This window comes from Nocardioides sp. (genome assembly GCF_014360585.1).
Taxonomy (GTDB): Bacteria; Actinomycetota; Actinomycetes; order Propionibacteriales; family Nocardioidaceae; genus Nocardioides.
Window position 1 is genome coordinate 51,339 of sequence record NZ_JACIXG010000020.1, and the last position, 15,348, is coordinate 66,686.

Sequence of the window (15,348 nt, forward strand, 5' to 3'; positions counted from 1 at the left end):
AGGTTGATGACATGGCACAGGAGCAGAAGCAGCCGAAGAAGTCCTCCGAGACGGAGGAGTCCGTCGAGACCGCGCCCGAGACCGATGTGAACGAGCGCAAGGAAGCGCTCGACTCCGACGTCGACGACATCCTGGACGAGATCGACGACGTCCTCGAGACCAACGCCGAGGACTTCGTGAAGTCCTTCATCCAGAAGGGCGGGCAGTAGTAGATGTCCGAATCTCGTATCCCGGCCGCCTTCATGACGCCGGGCACCTCGTCCTTTGCCGATTTTCTGACGGCGCAGTCCCCAGACCTGCTCCCGCGACGAGACGCCGTCCCGGGCAACCTGAGCGACATCGCGCCGCACGGCACCACGATCGTCGCGGCCACCTTCCCCGGCGGCGTGATCATCGCCGGTGACCGGCGGGCCACGCAGGGCAACCTGATCGCCGAGCGCGACATGCGCAAGGTCTTCCCCTCCGACGAATACTCCGCGGTCGGCATCGCCGGCTCCGCGGGGATCGCGATCGAGCTGGTCAAGCTCTTCCAGACCGAGCTGGAGCACTACGAGAAGATCGAGGGCACCACGCTGTCGATCGAGGGCAAGGCGAGCCGGCTGTCCGCTCTCGTCCGCGGCAACCTCGCGATGGCGATGCAGGGCCTCGTCGTCGTGCCTCTCTTCGTCGGCTTCGACCCCGACGCCGAGAAGGGGAAGATCTATGGGTACGACCCCACCGGCGGCCGCTTCGAGCAGACCGGATACACCGGCGTCGGATCGGGATCGCTGTTCGCCAAGGGCTCGCTGAAGAAGCTCTACCGACCCGACCTCGACGAGGCCGGCCTGGTCGCGGTCCTGATCCAGGCCCTCTACGACGCGGCCGACGACGACTCGGCCACCGGTGGCCCGGACCTGTCACGCCGGCTGTTCCCGCTGGTCCACGTGATCACCGCCGACGGCGGGCGCACGCTGCCCGACGCCGAGGTCGCGGCCGTGGCCGAGAACGTCATCGCCGGGAGGCTCCAGCGGCCCGACGGTCCCATCGCCGAGCTGGAGGCCAAGTGAGCGAGCGTAGCGAGCGAACAATTCAACACCGCCATGAGCCAGTCTCTTCGGCGGCACGAGCGAAGCGAGGCCGTCGATGAGCACACCCTTCTATGTGAGCCCTGAGCAGCTGATGCGCGACCGCGCGGACTTCGCGCGCAAGGGCATCGCCCGGGGCCGGGCCCTGGTCTCGCTGCAGTACGCCGACGGCATCGTCTTCGCCTCCGAGAATCCTTCGGCTGCGCTGCACAAGGTCAGCGAGATCTACGACCGGATCGCCTTCGCCGCGGTCGGTCGCTACAACGAGTTCGAGAACCTCCGCATCGCCGGGGTGCGGCTGGCCGACATGCGCGGCTACGCCTACGACCGGCGCGATGTCACCGGCCGCGGACTCGCCAACGCCTACGCCCAGACTCTCGGCACGATCTTCTCCTCCGGTGGGGAGAAGCCCTACGAGGTCGAGCTCTTCGTCGGCGAGATCGGCGACTCCGCCGAGGACGACCAGCTCTACCGGCTCACCTACGACGGCCAGGTCGTCGACGAGCACGGGTTCGCTGCCATCGGCGGCGCGGCCGAGTCCGTCGGGGGCTACCTCAAGGAGCGCTACACCCAGGGCGCCACGCTCGAGGACGCCATCAGGCTGGCCGTCGCCGCGCTGGGCCACACCGACACCGACGATCGTGAGATCGCCGCGAAGGACCTCGAGGTCGCGGTCCTCGACCGCAACCGCACCCAGCCGCGCAAGTTCCGCAGGATCCGGCCGGCGACGCTTGTCGAGATCCTCAGCTCGGTGACCACGAAGCCGCAGGCCGAGGAGGCGAAGCCGGCCGCCGTCGAGCCGCCCGCCGAGAAGCCGGCGGAGCAGGCTGCCGAGAAGCAGGTCGCAGACTCGCCCCTGGCCCCGCCCGCCGACGACGGCGGCGACCCGCCGATCGCCCCGCCGCTCGACTGAGCCCAGCGACGTGGGAGTGCTGGGGTCACCCAGTGACCTCAGCACTCCCACGTCGTCTCTGCGAGGTCAGTCGGTCCGAGAGCGAGACGACGATGCCTTCGGGGCCGCGCACGTATGCCATCCGCACCGTGCCCTCATAGACGCCGACGCCTCCGACCAGGCCATAGCCGTCCGCGGCCACCCGTTCGAGGGCCGCGTCGAGGTCGTCGACCTCGAAGCAGACGTTGCGCAGACCCAGCTCGTTGGCCATCGCCTCGGGCGATCCGGGCACGTGGTCAGGACGTACGAACCGGGCCAGCTCGAGCGAGGTGTCACCGCCCGGAGGCCGCAGCATCACGACCTCGCAGCGGGAGTCGGGGATCCCGCAGACGGTGTCGATGAACTCACCCTCGACGAACGCACGCCCCTCGACCTCCAGGCCCAGGCTGACGAAGAACTCCGTGGCCCGCTCGATGTCGGCGACGGTGATACCGATGTGGTCGAACCGCAACTGGTGTGTCATGACTGCCATCCTCGTGTCTGTGTGGTGTCTCTGCGCGGTGAACGAGGCCGGCACGCGGTTCTCTACATGGTCACGGCGGTGGATTCGCGAACTCGGAGAGAGCCGGCCGGGCCACTAGTGTCGCTGTCTGTGAAGGTCGAGGCGGACGACGGCGGGCGACCTGCGCCGCGGGGGTCGCGGTGGCGACGAGGACGGCTGCTCGCGGTCTGTGCGGTGCTGCTCGCGGTGGTGATCGGGCTGCATGAGCTGGTGCCGAACCGCTGGGGCAACCTGGGTTCGCTGGTCGCGACGTTTCTGCCGTGGCTCGGTCTGGCGGTGCCACTGCTGATCCTCGGAGCCGTCGTACGCCGCTCGGCCATCGCCGCACTGCTCGCGCTGGCCCCGCTTGCCGCCTGGGTCGGCGTGTTCGGCCCGCAGCTGACGCCCGTCGAGCCGAGGGCGTACGACCTCACGGTCGTGCAGCACAACGTCGCCGATGACAACCACGATGTCGAGCGGACCGTCGAGGTCCTGCTGGCCGCGGATCCTGACATCGTGGCGCTCGAGGAGGTCACCTCCGAGCACCTCTCGCAGTACGAAGCGGCTCTGGGCCAGACCTTCGAACATCACGCGACCCAAGGCACCGTCGGGCTCTGGTCGCGTCACCCGATCGCGGAGCGCACGCGTGTAGACATCCGCCCGCCGGGCATCGGCGCTTCCTGGGACCGGTGCCTGCGAGCGGTCGTCCGGACCCCGGCGGGCGATGCGGCCGTCTACGTTGCACATCTGCCCTCGGTCCGACTGGGCCCGCGCGGGCTCGCCGCGAGCAGCCGCAACCGGAGCGCCGAGCTGCTGGGAGAGGAGATCGCCGCGGATCCGGCGCCGGCGGTGCTGTTGGCCGGCGACCTCAACGGGAATCTGCGCGACCGCGGGCTGGCCCCCGTGACCGATCAGGTCTCCCGCGAGGAGCACGGGTTCCGGCTCACTTTCCCTGCTGCGCTCCCCGTCGTGCAGCTCGACCATGTTCTGGCCCGTGGTGCTGAGGTGACTGAGCTGCGGGTCCTCCCGCTGTCTGGGAGCGACCACCTACCGGTCGCGGCCCGCGTGTCGCTGGGGTGAGCCGGCCGGGGTGCCGGTCAGTGGCTGCTGAGCTGGCCGGTGAGCCGTTCGTGCCGATCGGCGCTGGACCGGTTCAGACCGATGATGCGTACGGACTTGTTCTTGGTCTCGTACTTGTGGGTGATCGCGTCGAGCGCGGCGACCGTGGAGGCGTCCCAGATGTGGGAGTCGGAGAGGTCGATGACGATGTCGGCGGGGTCCTCGGCGTAGTCGAACTGGGTGTAGAGGTCGTTGCTGGAGGCGAAGAAGAGCTCGCCGGTGACCCGGTAGACGGCGGTGACCCGGCCGTCGGCGCCCTCGACCAGCGTGCGGTCGGTCTCGGTCAGGTGGGCGACCCGGCGGGCGAAGAGGGTCATCGCCACCAGGACACCGACGATGACGCCGATGGCGAGGTTGTGGGTTGCGACGGTGACCACGACGGTCGCGACCATCACCGTGGTCTCCGAGCGCGGCATCCGGCGCAGCGTGGCCGGACGGATCGAGTGCCAGTCGAAGGTGCCGACCGAGACCATGATCATCACCGCGACCAGGGCGGCCATCGGGATCAGCGCCACGATGTCGCCGAACCCGACGACCAGGATGAGCAGGAAGACACCGGCGAGGAAGGTCGACAGGCGGGTCCGCGCCCCGGAGGCCTTCACGTTGATCATCGTCTGGCCGATCATCGCGCAGCCACCCATGCCGCCGAAGAAGCCGGTGATGAGGTTCGCGATGCCCTGGCCGCGGGCCTCGCGGGTCTTGTCGGAGTGGGTGTCGGTGATGTCGTCGACGAGCTTGGCCGTCATCAGCGACTCGAGCAGCCCGACCAGGGCCATGCCGAGGGCGTACGGCGCGATGATCTGCAGCGTCTCGAGAGTCAGAGGTACGTCGGGCATGAACCAGCTCGGCAGGCTGTTGGGCAGCTCGCCCTCGTCGCCGACGTTCGGCACGTTGATCGCGCCGACGACGGTGAAGGCGGTGAGCGCGACGATGGCGACCAGCGGGGCCGGGATCACCTTGTTGATCCGCGGGAAGCCGACGATGACGGCGATGCCGACGGCGATCATCGGGTAGACCAGCCAGGGGACGTCGACCATGTGGGCGATCTGCGCCTCGAAGATGAGGATCGCGAGGGCGTTGACGAAGCCGACCATCACCGAGCGCGGGATGAACCGCATCAGCCGTGCCACGCCGACCAGCGCCAGCACGACCTGGATCAGCCCGCCCAGCAGCACGGTCGCGATCAGGTAGTCGTAGCCGTGGTCGCGCATCACCGGGGCGATCACCAGCGCGATCGCACCGGTGGCTGCCGAGATCATCGCCGGCCGTCCACCGAGGAACGAGATCGCGACGGCCATGGTGAACGACGCGAACAGCCCGACCCGCGGATCGACCCCGGCGATGATGGAGAACGAGATCGCCTCGGGGATCAGCGCGAGCGCGACGACGAGGCCGGCCAGCACCTCGGTACGCAGCAGCCGCGGCGAACGCAGCGCGGCACGCACGGTGGGCTCGCTCGGCGATGAGACGGGCAGGGTCGAAGGCACTGAGAGGGTCCGATCGGTCGGTACTGGCAGGATGGACGCGACACGAAGACCGTACCCTCACGGGACGTAAGAGTTGGCGTCGCCGACGCTGTGAGAAAGGACACCATGACGCGCAGGGCAGCTCCGGAGGGAGCCATGCAGATCGGTGAGGTGGCGACACGCACCGACCTCTCGCTGCGCAGCCTCCGGCACTGGGAGGAGGTCGGCCTGCTGAAGCCGTCGGGTCGCAGCGAGGGCGGCTTCCGGCTCTACACCGAGGAGGACGTCGAGAAGATCCTGGTGATCCGGCGGATGAAGCCGCTCGGGTTCAGCCTCGAGCAGATGAAGTCGGCCATGGCCGACATCGAGACCCTGCGCGCCTCCGATCCCGAGGCCGTGGAGCCGGCAGAGGCTGCGGAGGCGCGAGAGCGGCTCGTCGAGCTTCGGGTCGAGGCCGGCGAACGCCGCCAGAAGCTCGAGCAGCAGCTCGCCATGGCTGACGAGTTCATCGCCATCCTGCGGCGTGAGGTGCGCTGACGTTCCGGAGGGCGGTCCGCCCGCCGTGTCGTAGCGCTGAACGCCTTCGGGGCGACCGTCGACCGTCTAGGGTTTCAGGTATGGACAGGCGCATCTTCGGCATCGAGAACGAGTACGGCGTGACCTGCACGTTCCGCGGCCAGCGGCGGCTGAGCCCGGACGAGGTGGCCCGCTACCTCTTCCGCAAGGTGGTGAGCTGGGGGCGCAGCTCGAACGTGTTCCTCAGGAACGGCGCGAGGCTCTATCTCGACGTCGGCTCCCACCCCGAGTACGCCACGCCCGAGTGCGACGACGTGACCTCGGTCGTCACCCACGACAAGGCGGGGGAGCGGATCCTGGAGGGGCTGCTCCTCGACGCCGAGCAGCGGCTGCACGACGAGGGCATCGCCGGCGACATCTACCTCTTCAAGAACAACACCGACTCCGCCGGCAACTCCTACGGGTGCCACGAGAACTACATGGTCAGCCGCGCGGGGGAGTTCTCCAAGCTCGCCGACGTGCTCATCCCGTTCCTGGTGACCCGCCAGCTCATCGTCGGCGCCGGCAAGGTCACCCACACGCCGCGCGGGGCCGGGTTCTCCGTCTCGCAGCGTGCCGAGCACATCTGGGAGGGCGTCTCCAGCGCGACCACCCGGTCCCGGCCGATCATCAACACCCGCGACGAGCCGCACGCCGACGCCGAGAAGTACCGGCGACTCCACGTCATCGTCGGTGACTCGAACATGTCCGAGACCACCACGATGCTCAAGATCGCGAGCTGCCACCTCGTGCTGCGGATGATCGAGGAGGGCGTCGTCATGCGCGACATGACGATGGAGAACCCGATCCGGGCCATCCGTGAGATCGCCCACGACCTGACCGGCCGTCGCAAGGTGCGCCTGGCCAACGGTCGCGAGGCCAGCGCCCTCGACATCCAGAACGAATACCTGACCAAGGCGCGTGAGTTCGTCGACCGCCGTGAGATCACGGACCCGACCATGCTCGCCGCCCTCGACCTGTGGGAGCGGGGGTTGAAGGCGATCGAGTCCGACGACCTGTCCCTGGTCGACCGCGAGATCGACTGGGTGATCAAGTGGAAGCTGATCGATCGCTACCGCGCCAAGCACGGGCTTCCGCTGGGCCATGCGCGCGTCGCCCAGCTCGACCTCGCCTACCACGACATCCACCGCAACCGTGGCCTCTACTACCTGCTGGAGAAGAAGGGCGCGGTCAAGCGGGCCACCACGGACCTGAAGATCTTCGAGGCCAAGTCCGTGCCCCCGCAGACCACCCGCGCCCGGCTGCGCGGTGAGTTCATCAAGAAGGCCCAGGAGCGCCGCCGCGACTTCACCGTCGACTGGGTCCACCTCAAGCTCAACGACCAGGCCCAGCGCACCGTGCTCTGCAAGGACCCGCTGAAGGCCTACGACGAGCGGGTTCAGCGGCTCATCGACGGCATGTAAGCACCAACCGGCAGGAAACGCTGTGGGGTGGCTTCGCCACGAGGCAACCACCGTACGGATATGGTGTGCTCCGCTGTCGTCTACCTACTTCACGTCACGAAGGTTTGCACTGTGCCCACTGCTCCTCGGCCTCGTCTGCGCCACGCGCTGAGCGCGCTGGCCGCCACCATGCTCATCCCGGCTCTGGTCGCCTGCGGCGGCGAGGAGAAGAAGGGGTACGGCGATGAGACCGTCTCCGGCTTCGACGGCGTCACGGTCTCGGCCGCGGTCGACAAGGAACCCACGCTGAAGTGGAAGTCCCCGATCGCCTACCCCAAGGACCCCAAGGTCAAGACACTGACCGAGGGTGATGGCGAGGAGATCCCGAAGGACCGCGGCGTCTTCGCCAAGATCTACATCGGCAACGCGACCACCCTGGACAAGGAGTGGGCCTACCAGAGCCAGGCCCCCGAGGGCGAGGAGCTCCCGGCGGAGAAGCCGTGGAGCACCATCCTGGAGGGCGCCAAGGTCGGTGACCGGATCGAGGCGATCGTGGGCTCGGCCGACCTGCTCGGAGAGGGTGGCAACCCGCAGATGGGCATCGGCAACCATGACACGCTGCTGGTCGTCCTCGACGTGGTGAAGCCCGCCGCCGACAAGGCGCCGAAGGACGTCGACGCCACCGAGCTCCCGAAGGTCGTCGAGAAGAACGGCAAGCCGACCGGCTTCGACTTCACCGGCATCGCCAAGCCGAAGGCCGACGACGCGGTGCTCAAGCGCGTCATCGTCACCGAGGGCGACGGTGAGGAGATCACCACCGACCAGACGGTCACGGCCAACTACCTCGGCATGACCCACGGCGCGAAGAAGCCCTTCGACGAGAGCTTCAGCAAGGAGGCCGTGCCGTTCGCCCTCAACCAGGTCGTCTCGGGCTGGACCAACGGTCTGGAGGGCGTCAAGGTCGGCAGTCGTGTTCTCCTGCAGATCCCGCCGGAGCTGGGCTACGGTGCAGAGGAGAAGCCGGGTCAGGGTGGCACGCCGGGGATTCCGGCCAACAGCACGCTCTACTTCGTCATCGACGTCATCAAGGCCGACGACACCCCGGCGCAGCAGTAGTTGAGTCTCTAGGGGGAGAACCACACCGTGGCGGCGGGTAAGACCGAGCGGTTGATGAACCTGCTCATCATGCTGCTGGTGCAGCGTGACAACGTGTCGAAGGAGCGGATCCGCGAGGTCCTCTACCCGTCGTCGCACGGTGAGGCGTTCGAGAAGATGTTCGAGCGCGACAAGGAGGAGTTGCGCAGCCTCGGTGTGCCGATCGAGACCGGGGTGATCGACTCCTTCTTCGAGGACGAGGTCGGCTACCGGGTCAGCCCCGAGCAGTTCGCGCTGCCGCCGATCACCCTCGAGGCCGACGAGCTCGCCGTGGTCGCGCTGGCGACCAAGGTCTGGGAGAACGCCTCGATGGCGGAGGCGACCACGCAGGCCGTACGCAAGCTCAACGCCGCGGGGTTCGAGACCGACGTCTCGGCGCTGGAGATCGTGCAGCCGCGGCTGGCCGCGGAGGAAGGCTCCTTCGAGGTCTTCGTGGCCGCGACCCAGGACAGGCAGGTCGTCGAGTTCGACTACCGCGGGTCGCGGGCCACGGAGCCGTCCCACCGGCGGCTGCAGCCGTGGGGAGTGGTGCGCTACTCGGGCCGTTGGTACGCGGTCGGTCACGACGTCGACCGCGACGACACCCGCATCTTCCGGCTCTCCCGCGTCCTGGGCGAGGCCCGGGCGGTCGGCGAGATCGATGCCTTCGAGCTGCCGGCCGAGGTGGACGTACGCGATATCGCACGAGACCTGGCGCCCGCCCCGCCAACCGGGAAGGCCGTCCTGCTGCTGCGCCATGGGAGCGGCTACACCCTCCGCAGAGCCGCCGACTCCACCGAGTCCGGCGTGACCGGGCCCGATGGCCGAGACGACTGGGACCGGGTCGTGCTGACCCGGGTGCCCGCCGACCTGGTCGGTGCGGTGCTGGGCCACGGCCCCGACGCCTACGTCGAGGAGCCCGAGGACCTGCGCCGCGAGGTCGCCGACCGGCTGGGGCGCCTGGTGGCACGGCTGGACGGAGGGGTCCCGTGAACGAGCGCCAGCGAGTGAGCCGGACGATCAACACGACAGCGCCTCCGTATTCTGGCGCTCGCGCTACGGAGGTGGTGGCGTGAACGAGCGCCAGCGAGTGAGCCGGACGATCAACACGACAGCGCCTCCGTATTCTGGCGCTCGCGCTACGGAGGTGGTGGCGTGAACGAGCGCCAGCGAGTGAACCCGGCGAGCGCGACCGGTGCCAAGGGGCAGGTGGGGCGGCTGCTGACCCTGGTGCCCTACCTCTACTCCCAGGACGTGGACGTACGCCTCGACAAGGCTGCTGCCGACCTCGGTGTCGAGGAGAAGCAGCTGGTCAAGGATCTGCAGGTGCTCTTCATGTGCGGCCTGCCGGGTGGCTATCCCGACGACCTGATCGACGTCGACATCGACGCGCTGACCGAGCCCGACGGCGACCGGGTCATCCGGATCTCCAACGCCGACTATCTCGACCGTCAGATTCGGCTGACCCCGATCGAGGCCACTGCCGTGATCGTGGCCCTGCGGGCGCTGCGTGGCGGGGCGGTGAGCGCGGAGACCAAGGAGGTCGTCGACCGTGCGCTGGCCAAGCTCGAGCAGGCAGCCGCCGAAGGCGCAGCGGCGAGCGTCGACCCCGGCGAGGCGACGATCGACACCTCGCTCGTCCAGATCCACGCCGCGATCGCGACCGCGATCGACCAGGACCGGCAGATGCGCCTCGACTACTGGGTGCCGGCGCGTGACGAGGAGTCGTCGCGGATCGTCGACCCCCGGGCGCTGGTCTCGATCCGGGAGATCGAGTATCTCGACGCCTGGTGCCACACCGCCGGAGCGCCGCGGAGCTTCCGTCTCGACCGGATCCGGGGTGCCGAGGTGCTCGACACCCCTGCGGTCACCGATCCTGAGGACGGTGCGAGTGCCGAGGACGCGGCCGGGCTGTTGGAGCGTACGGACTCCGGCACGGTCGTCCGGGTGCGGCTGGCCCCCGAGGCCCGCTGGGTCGGTGAGTACTATTCGGTGATCGACCCGGTCGAGCTGACCGGTGGCGGGCTCGAGGTGGGGTTGCGGGTCTACGACCAGCGCTGGCTCACTCGGATGTTGCTCCGGCTGGCGCCCTACGCTGAGCTCGTTGACGAGCAAACGTTCACCGAATCGTTTGCCGCGTCCGCGCGGCAGGCACTCGGCCTGTACCGTACGAGCGCGTAGACTTCCTGACGTTCCCCCTAGACGTAGATGAGGTAGTTCATGTTCACTCCATTGATCGGTATGCCGCAGGGAGCCGAGTGGCTCATCATCCTGGCGATCGTCATCCTCGTCTTCGGCGCCGCCAAGCTCCCCGAGCTCGCCCGCGGGACCGGGCAGGCACTGCGGATCTTCAAGACCGAGACCAAGGGTCTTCGCGACGAGGACGAGAAGCAGAAGGGCGAGAAGGTCGAGAAGCCGGCCGAGCTGACCGCCTCCGAGCAGGAGCGCATCGCCGAGCTCGAGCGACGTGAGGCCGAGATCAAGGCCGAGCGCGAGCGCCTCTCCGGCAACTGAGGCCGAAATTGTCCATCGCCGGTGTTGTCGCGATCCTCAGCGGCACCCCCAAGCACGCCATCGGCGACGACGGCCGGATGGCGCTCTCCGACCACCTGCGTGAGCTTCGCGCGCGGGTGATCAAGGCTGCCCTGGCTCTGGTCGTCGGCTTCATCGTCTCGCTGTTCTTCTTCGAGCAGCTCTTCGGCCTCGTCATGGACCCGTACCTCAAGGCCGTCGAGATGATGGACACGAACAGCGGGGCCGAGTCGCTCAGCTCCGTCAACGGGGCTGCGGGCGGCTTCATGCTCTACCTGAAGCTTTGCGGGCTGGCCGCGTTCATCGGCACCAGCCCGATCTGGCTCTACCAGATCTGGGCGTTCCTGATGCCGGGTCTGCACGCCCACGAGAAGAAGATGTCGCGGATCTTCGTGGCGGTCGCCAGCCCACTCTTCCTGGCCGGCGTCCTCCTCGGCTACGTCACCTTGCCCAAGGGCCTGGAGATCCTGTTCGGCTTCATCCCCGACGGGCTCACCAACATCGTCGAGTTCAGCGACTACCTGAGCTTCCTGAGCCGTACGCTGCTGGTCTTCGGCATCGCCTTCGAGATCCCGGTCTTCGTGATCATGCTCAACCGGATCGGGGTGCTGCCCGGTGCCGCGCTGGCGAAGTACCGAGCCTGGATCATCGTCGGCTCCTTCGTCTTCGCCGCCGTCGCGACCCCGTCCGGCGACCCGTTCACGATGACGATCATGGCCGGCCCGATGGTCATCCTCTTCGGGGTCTCCGAGGTCATCGCCCGGGCCCACGACAGACGAAAGGCCGGCAAGCGCAAGGACAGGATCGGCGATCCCGACGTCCCCTCGGTGATCTGACCAGTACGATTCGGCGCGTGACGCGCCAGATCGCTCTGCTTGCCAACCCGACCGCCGGCCGTGGCAACGCCGACCAGATCCTCGACGCGGTCACCGAGCGACTCTCGGCATCCGGGGCTCTGGTCGAGCACCTGATCGGCGACGACGCCGAACACGCTCTCGAGCTGACCCGGAAGGCGGCTGCCGAGGGCGTCGACACGGTCGTGAGCCTCGGGGGCGACGGCATGGTCCATGTCGCCGTCCAGGCGCTGGCCGAGACCGAGGTCAGCCTCGGAGTCGTCCCGCTCGGCACCGGCAACGACTTCGCGCGGGCGCTCGGGATACCGACCGGCGACCCCCTGGCCGCGGCCGATGTCGTCGTGGGCGACCACGTCCGGCGTATCGACCTGGGACGCAGCGACGACACCTGGTTCGCAACGGTCCTGGCGGCCGGGTTCGACGCGGCGGTCAATGAGCGGGCCAACGCGATGAGTTGGCCGCACGGCGACCTTCGCTACACCCTTGCCGCGCTGTCGGTGATCCGCAGCTGGAAGCCGGTGCCCTACCGGCTCGAGATCGACGGCGTCGTGCGCGAGCAGGAGGCCATGCTGCTGGCGATCGCCAACACCGAGTCCTACGGCGGTGGGCTGCGGGTCGCAGCGGGCTGCGATCCGTCCGACGGACTGCTGGACGCCATCCTCATCAAGCCGGTCTCGCGACTGGAGTTCCTGCGCGTCTTCCCAGGCGTACGCCAGGCCAAGCACCTCACCCACCCGGCCTTCGAGCGCATCCGTGCCCGCCGGATCACGGTCTCCGCGCCCGGCGTGATCGCCTACAGCGACGGAGAGCGTCTCGGACCGCTGCCGCTCGAGGTCGAGTGCGTCCCGTCCGCTCTCGGCGTACTGGTGCCGCCGCGCTCCTGACTGTCGGTGTGGGTGGATAGGCTCGGAGCATGGACGCCTCGCCAGCGGAGAAGTACGCCGCTTTCCAGCGTGACAAGGACTACCCCGTCTTCCGGGACTTCGCCGCGCTCTACGACTTCGGGCTCGACGACTTCCAGGCCGAGGCGTGCCGGGAGATCGAGGAGGGCAAGGGCGTCCTGGTCGCCGCGCCGACCGGTTCGGGCAAGACGATCGTCGGCGAGTTCGCCATCCACATGGCGCTCGCCAGCGGCCGCAAGGCGTTCTACACCACGCCGATCAAGGCGCTCTCCAACCAGAAGTACAACGACCTGGTCAAGCGCTACGGCGCCGACAAGGTCGGCCTGCTGACCGGCGACAACGTCGTCAACGGTGAGGCGCCGGTCGTGGTGATGACCACCGAGGTGCTGCGCAACATGCTCTACGCGGGCTCGCAGACCCTGATGGGGCTCGGGTTCGTGGTCATGGACGAGGTCCACTACCTCGCCGACCGCTCCCGCGGCGCGGTCTGGGAGGAGGTCATCATCCACCTGCCGGAGTCGGTCTCGGTCGTCTCGCTGAGTGCCACCGTCTCCAACGCCGAGGAGTTCGGCGAGTGGCTCACCACGGTGCGTGGCGAGACCACCACCATCATCGAGGAGAAGCGGCCGGTCCCGCTCTACCAGCACGTGATGGCGGGCCGCCGGATCATGGACCTGTTCGCCTCCTCCGACGTCGACGCGGCCGCCGGCTTCGTCAAGGAGGGCGCCCCGGTCAACGGCGAGCTGATGAAGCTGGCTCGCGACGACTGGGCTGCCGGACGGATGACGGACCGGCGTACGCCCAGGGACAAGCGCAAGGGCCGTGACTCTTCTGGGGGCAACCGGCGGGTGGGCAACGGGCGACGCGTCTGGATCCCGAGCCGGGTCGAGGTGATCACCGCGCTGCAGCGCGACAACCTGTTGCCGGCGATCAACTTCGTCTTCTCCCGGGTCGGCTGCGACGCCGCGGTCCAGCAGTGCATCCAGGCCAACCTCCGGCTGACCACGCCGGACGAGCGTGACGAGATCTTCGAGTACGTCGAGGAGGCCTGCGCGGACCTGCCCGACGAGGATCGCCACGTCCTCGGCTACCACGACTGGGTCGACGGGCTCACCCGTGGCGTCGCGGCCCACCACGCGGGGCTGCTGCCGGCCTTCAAGCAGGTCGTGGAGGAGCTGTTCCTGCGGGGGCTGGTGAAGGCCGTCTTCGCCACCGAGACGCTCGCGCTGGGCATCAACATGCCGGCCCGCACGGTGGTCATCGAGAAGCTCTCGAAGTGGAACGGCGAGGCCCACGTCAACCTCTCGCCGGGGGAGTACACCCAGCTCGTCGGCCGTGCCGGCCGCCGCGGCCTCGACGTCGAGGGCCACGGCGTCGTGCTGTGGCAGCAGGGGCTTAACCCGCGCGAGCTCGCCGGTCTCGCCTCGACACGTACGTATCCGCTTCGCTCGAGCTTCAGGCCGTCGTACAACATGGCGGTCAACCTCGTTCACCAGTTCGGTCGGGCGCGCTCGCGCGAGCTGCTGGAGCAGTCGTTCGCCCAGTTCCAGGCCGACAAGGCGGTCGTCGGGCTCGCCCGCCAGGTGCGCAAGGCCGAGGACGCCCTGGCGGGCTACCAGGAGGCCGCGACCTGCACCCAGGGCGACTTCATGGAGTACGCCGCGATCCGCCGGAAGATCTCCGACGTCGAGAAGTCCTCCCAGCGTGAGCGGCGCTCCGACCGTCGTGACGAGATCATCGAGTCGCTCTCGAAGTTGAAGGTCGGCGACGTCATCGACGTGCCGACGGGCAAGTTCGCCGGTTACGCGGTTGTCCTCGACCCGGGCTTCGACCCGGACGGGCCGCGCCCCTACGTCATCACTCAGGACCGACAGGCCCGCCGCCTGGCGATGATGGACTTCAACGTGCCGATCGTCGCCCAGACCCGGATGCGGGTGCCGAAGTCGTTCAACGGCCGCAACCCGCAGATGCGCCGCGACATGGCCTCCCGGCTGCGGGAGAAGACCCTCGACCTGCGACCCGTGCCCTACGAGGGGACGCCGACCGCCCGCAAGGAGCGCAAGAGCTCGGTGGAGACCCGGATCTCCGAGCTTCGCCGCGAGCTGAAGATGCATCCCTGCCACGACTGCCCCGACCGTGAGGACCACGCCCGCTGGGCCGAGCGCTGGTTCAAGCTCTCTCGCGACACCGACACCCTGCGGCGCCGGGTGGAGGCGCGTACGAACACGGTGGCGCGCACCTTCGACCGGGTCTGCGACGTGCTGGTCGCCCTCGACTACCTCGAGGGCGAGACGGTCACCGAGCGCGGGACCCACCTGATGCGCCTCTACTCCGAGATGGATCTGGTCGCCGCCGAGGCGCTGCGTGAGGGCCTGTGGGACGACCTGACTCCCTCCGAGCTCGCTGCCTCCCTCTCGGTGCTGGTCTACGAGGCCCGCCGAGCCGATGACGCCACCCCGCCCCGCCTCCCCGGCGGCCGGGTCAAGGACGTCATCGCCGAGACCGTACGCTTGTGGGGTCAGCTCGACGCCCTGGAGCGCGACCACAAGCTCGACTTCCTGCGCCAGCCCGACCTCGGCTTCGCCTGGGCGGCCTATCGCTGGGCCGAGGGCGATGAGCTCGACGACGTCATCGGCGAGGTCGATCTCGCCGCCGGAGACTTCGTCCGCTGGGTCAAGCAGCTCATCGACCTGTGCGGCCAGGTCGCCGACGCCGCCGGCGACATTCCCCTCCGCCGCACCGCACGACAGACCATGGACCTCCTCAAGCGCGGTGTCGTCGCCTACTCCTCCGTGGTGGAGTAGCCCCGCTGGTCGAGCCGCCGAAGCCGCCAGGCGTAGGCGTGTCGAGACCAACACAGTCCCCATGTCGCGCTGGATGGGACTG

15 protein-coding genes are annotated in these 15,348 nt (G+C 68.6%); 13 read left to right on the plus strand and 2 right to left on the minus strand.

Annotated elements, in window-relative coordinates; genetic code table 11:
• Positions 1 to 11: 11 nt before the first annotated feature.
• From H5T77_RS09050 to prcA, 3 genes are all read left to right on the plus strand, one after another.
• Positions 12 to 209, plus strand: coding sequence for a ubiquitin-like protein Pup (locus H5T77_RS09050; protein ID WP_008356645.1), 198 nt, complete (start codon positions 12 to 14; stop codon positions 207 to 209).
• A 3-nt stretch (positions 210 to 212) separates the two neighbouring features.
• Positions 213 to 1,046, plus strand: coding sequence for a proteasome subunit beta (gene prcB / locus H5T77_RS09055; RefSeq protein WP_292647919.1), 834 nt, complete (start codon positions 213 to 215; stop codon positions 1,044 to 1,046).
• A gap of 76 nt (positions 1,047 to 1,122) precedes the next feature.
• Positions 1,123 to 1,977, plus strand: a complete 855-nt coding sequence (gene prcA / locus H5T77_RS09060) for a proteasome subunit alpha (protein WP_292647922.1) — start codon at positions 1,123 to 1,125, stop codon at positions 1,975 to 1,977.
• 25 nt (positions 1,978 to 2,002) lie between these two features.
• Here prcA and H5T77_RS09065 read toward each other — a convergent pair whose 3' ends face one another.
• A complete protein-coding gene (locus H5T77_RS09065) occupies positions 2,003 to 2,479 on the minus strand; it encodes a VOC family protein (protein ID WP_292647925.1) in 477 nt (158 codons plus the stop codon).
• A 129-nt stretch (positions 2,480 to 2,608) separates the two neighbouring features.
• Between H5T77_RS09065 and H5T77_RS09070 the strand changes: the two genes are divergently transcribed.
• Positions 2,609 to 3,577, plus strand: a complete 969-nt coding sequence (locus H5T77_RS09070; RefSeq protein WP_292647927.1) for an endonuclease/exonuclease/phosphatase family protein — start codon at positions 2,609 to 2,611, stop codon at positions 3,575 to 3,577.
• Between the two features lie 17 nt (positions 3,578 to 3,594).
• On the opposite strand, the gene H5T77_RS09075 is transcribed toward H5T77_RS09070, so the two are convergent.
• Entirely contained in the window at positions 3,595 to 5,103 is a 1,509-nt protein-coding gene (locus H5T77_RS09075; protein WP_292647929.1) for a SulP family inorganic anion transporter, read from the minus strand.
• 105 nt (positions 5,104 to 5,208) lie between these two features.
• Between H5T77_RS09075 and H5T77_RS09080 the strand changes: the two genes are divergently transcribed.
• The 9 genes from H5T77_RS09080 (at position 5,209) to H5T77_RS09120 (ending at position 15,266) form a co-directional block, all read left to right on the plus strand.
• Complete coding sequence (locus H5T77_RS09080) at positions 5,209 to 5,619, plus strand: MerR family transcriptional regulator (protein WP_292647932.1); 411 nt, start codon at positions 5,209 to 5,211, stop codon at positions 5,617 to 5,619.
• 80 nt (positions 5,620 to 5,699) lie between these two features.
• Entirely contained in the window at positions 5,700 to 7,061 is a 1,362-nt protein-coding gene (pafA, locus tag H5T77_RS09085) for a Pup--protein ligase (protein ID WP_292647935.1), read from the plus strand.
• A gap of 111 nt (positions 7,062 to 7,172) precedes the next feature.
• A complete protein-coding gene (locus tag H5T77_RS09090) occupies positions 7,173 to 8,156 on the plus strand; it encodes an FKBP-type peptidyl-prolyl cis-trans isomerase (protein ID WP_292647938.1) in 984 nt (327 codons plus the stop codon).
• Between the two features lie 27 nt (positions 8,157 to 8,183).
• Positions 8,184 to 9,167: a helix-turn-helix transcriptional regulator gene (locus tag H5T77_RS09095; protein WP_292647941.1), complete on the plus strand. Its 984-nt coding sequence runs from the start codon at positions 8,184 to 8,186 to the stop codon at positions 9,165 to 9,167.
• A 162-nt stretch (positions 9,168 to 9,329) separates the two neighbouring features.
• Positions 9,330 to 10,355 carry a helix-turn-helix transcriptional regulator gene (locus tag H5T77_RS09100; protein ID WP_292647942.1) on the plus strand — a complete coding sequence of 342 codons (1,026 nt, stop codon included), beginning with the start codon at positions 9,330 to 9,332 and terminating at the stop codon, positions 10,353 to 10,355.
• A 39-nt stretch (positions 10,356 to 10,394) separates the two neighbouring features.
• Positions 10,395 to 10,688, plus strand: a complete 294-nt coding sequence (tatA, locus tag H5T77_RS09105) for a twin-arginine translocase TatA/TatE family subunit (RefSeq protein WP_292647946.1) — start codon at positions 10,395 to 10,397, stop codon at positions 10,686 to 10,688.
• A gap of 8 nt (positions 10,689 to 10,696) precedes the next feature.
• Positions 10,697 to 11,542 (plus strand): twin-arginine translocase subunit TatC, encoded by an 846-nt coding sequence (gene tatC, locus H5T77_RS09110; RefSeq protein WP_292647949.1) that lies wholly within the window; start codon positions 10,697 to 10,699, stop codon positions 11,540 to 11,542.
• A 17-nt stretch (positions 11,543 to 11,559) separates the two neighbouring features.
• Entirely contained in the window at positions 11,560 to 12,444 is an 885-nt protein-coding gene (locus H5T77_RS09115) for a diacylglycerol kinase (protein ID WP_292647951.1), read from the plus strand.
• Between the two features lie 29 nt (positions 12,445 to 12,473).
• Positions 12,474 to 15,266: a DEAD/DEAH box helicase gene (locus H5T77_RS09120; RefSeq protein WP_292647954.1), complete on the plus strand. Its 2,793-nt coding sequence runs from the start codon at positions 12,474 to 12,476 to the stop codon at positions 15,264 to 15,266.
• The last annotated feature ends 82 nt before the right edge of the window (positions 15,267 to 15,348 follow it).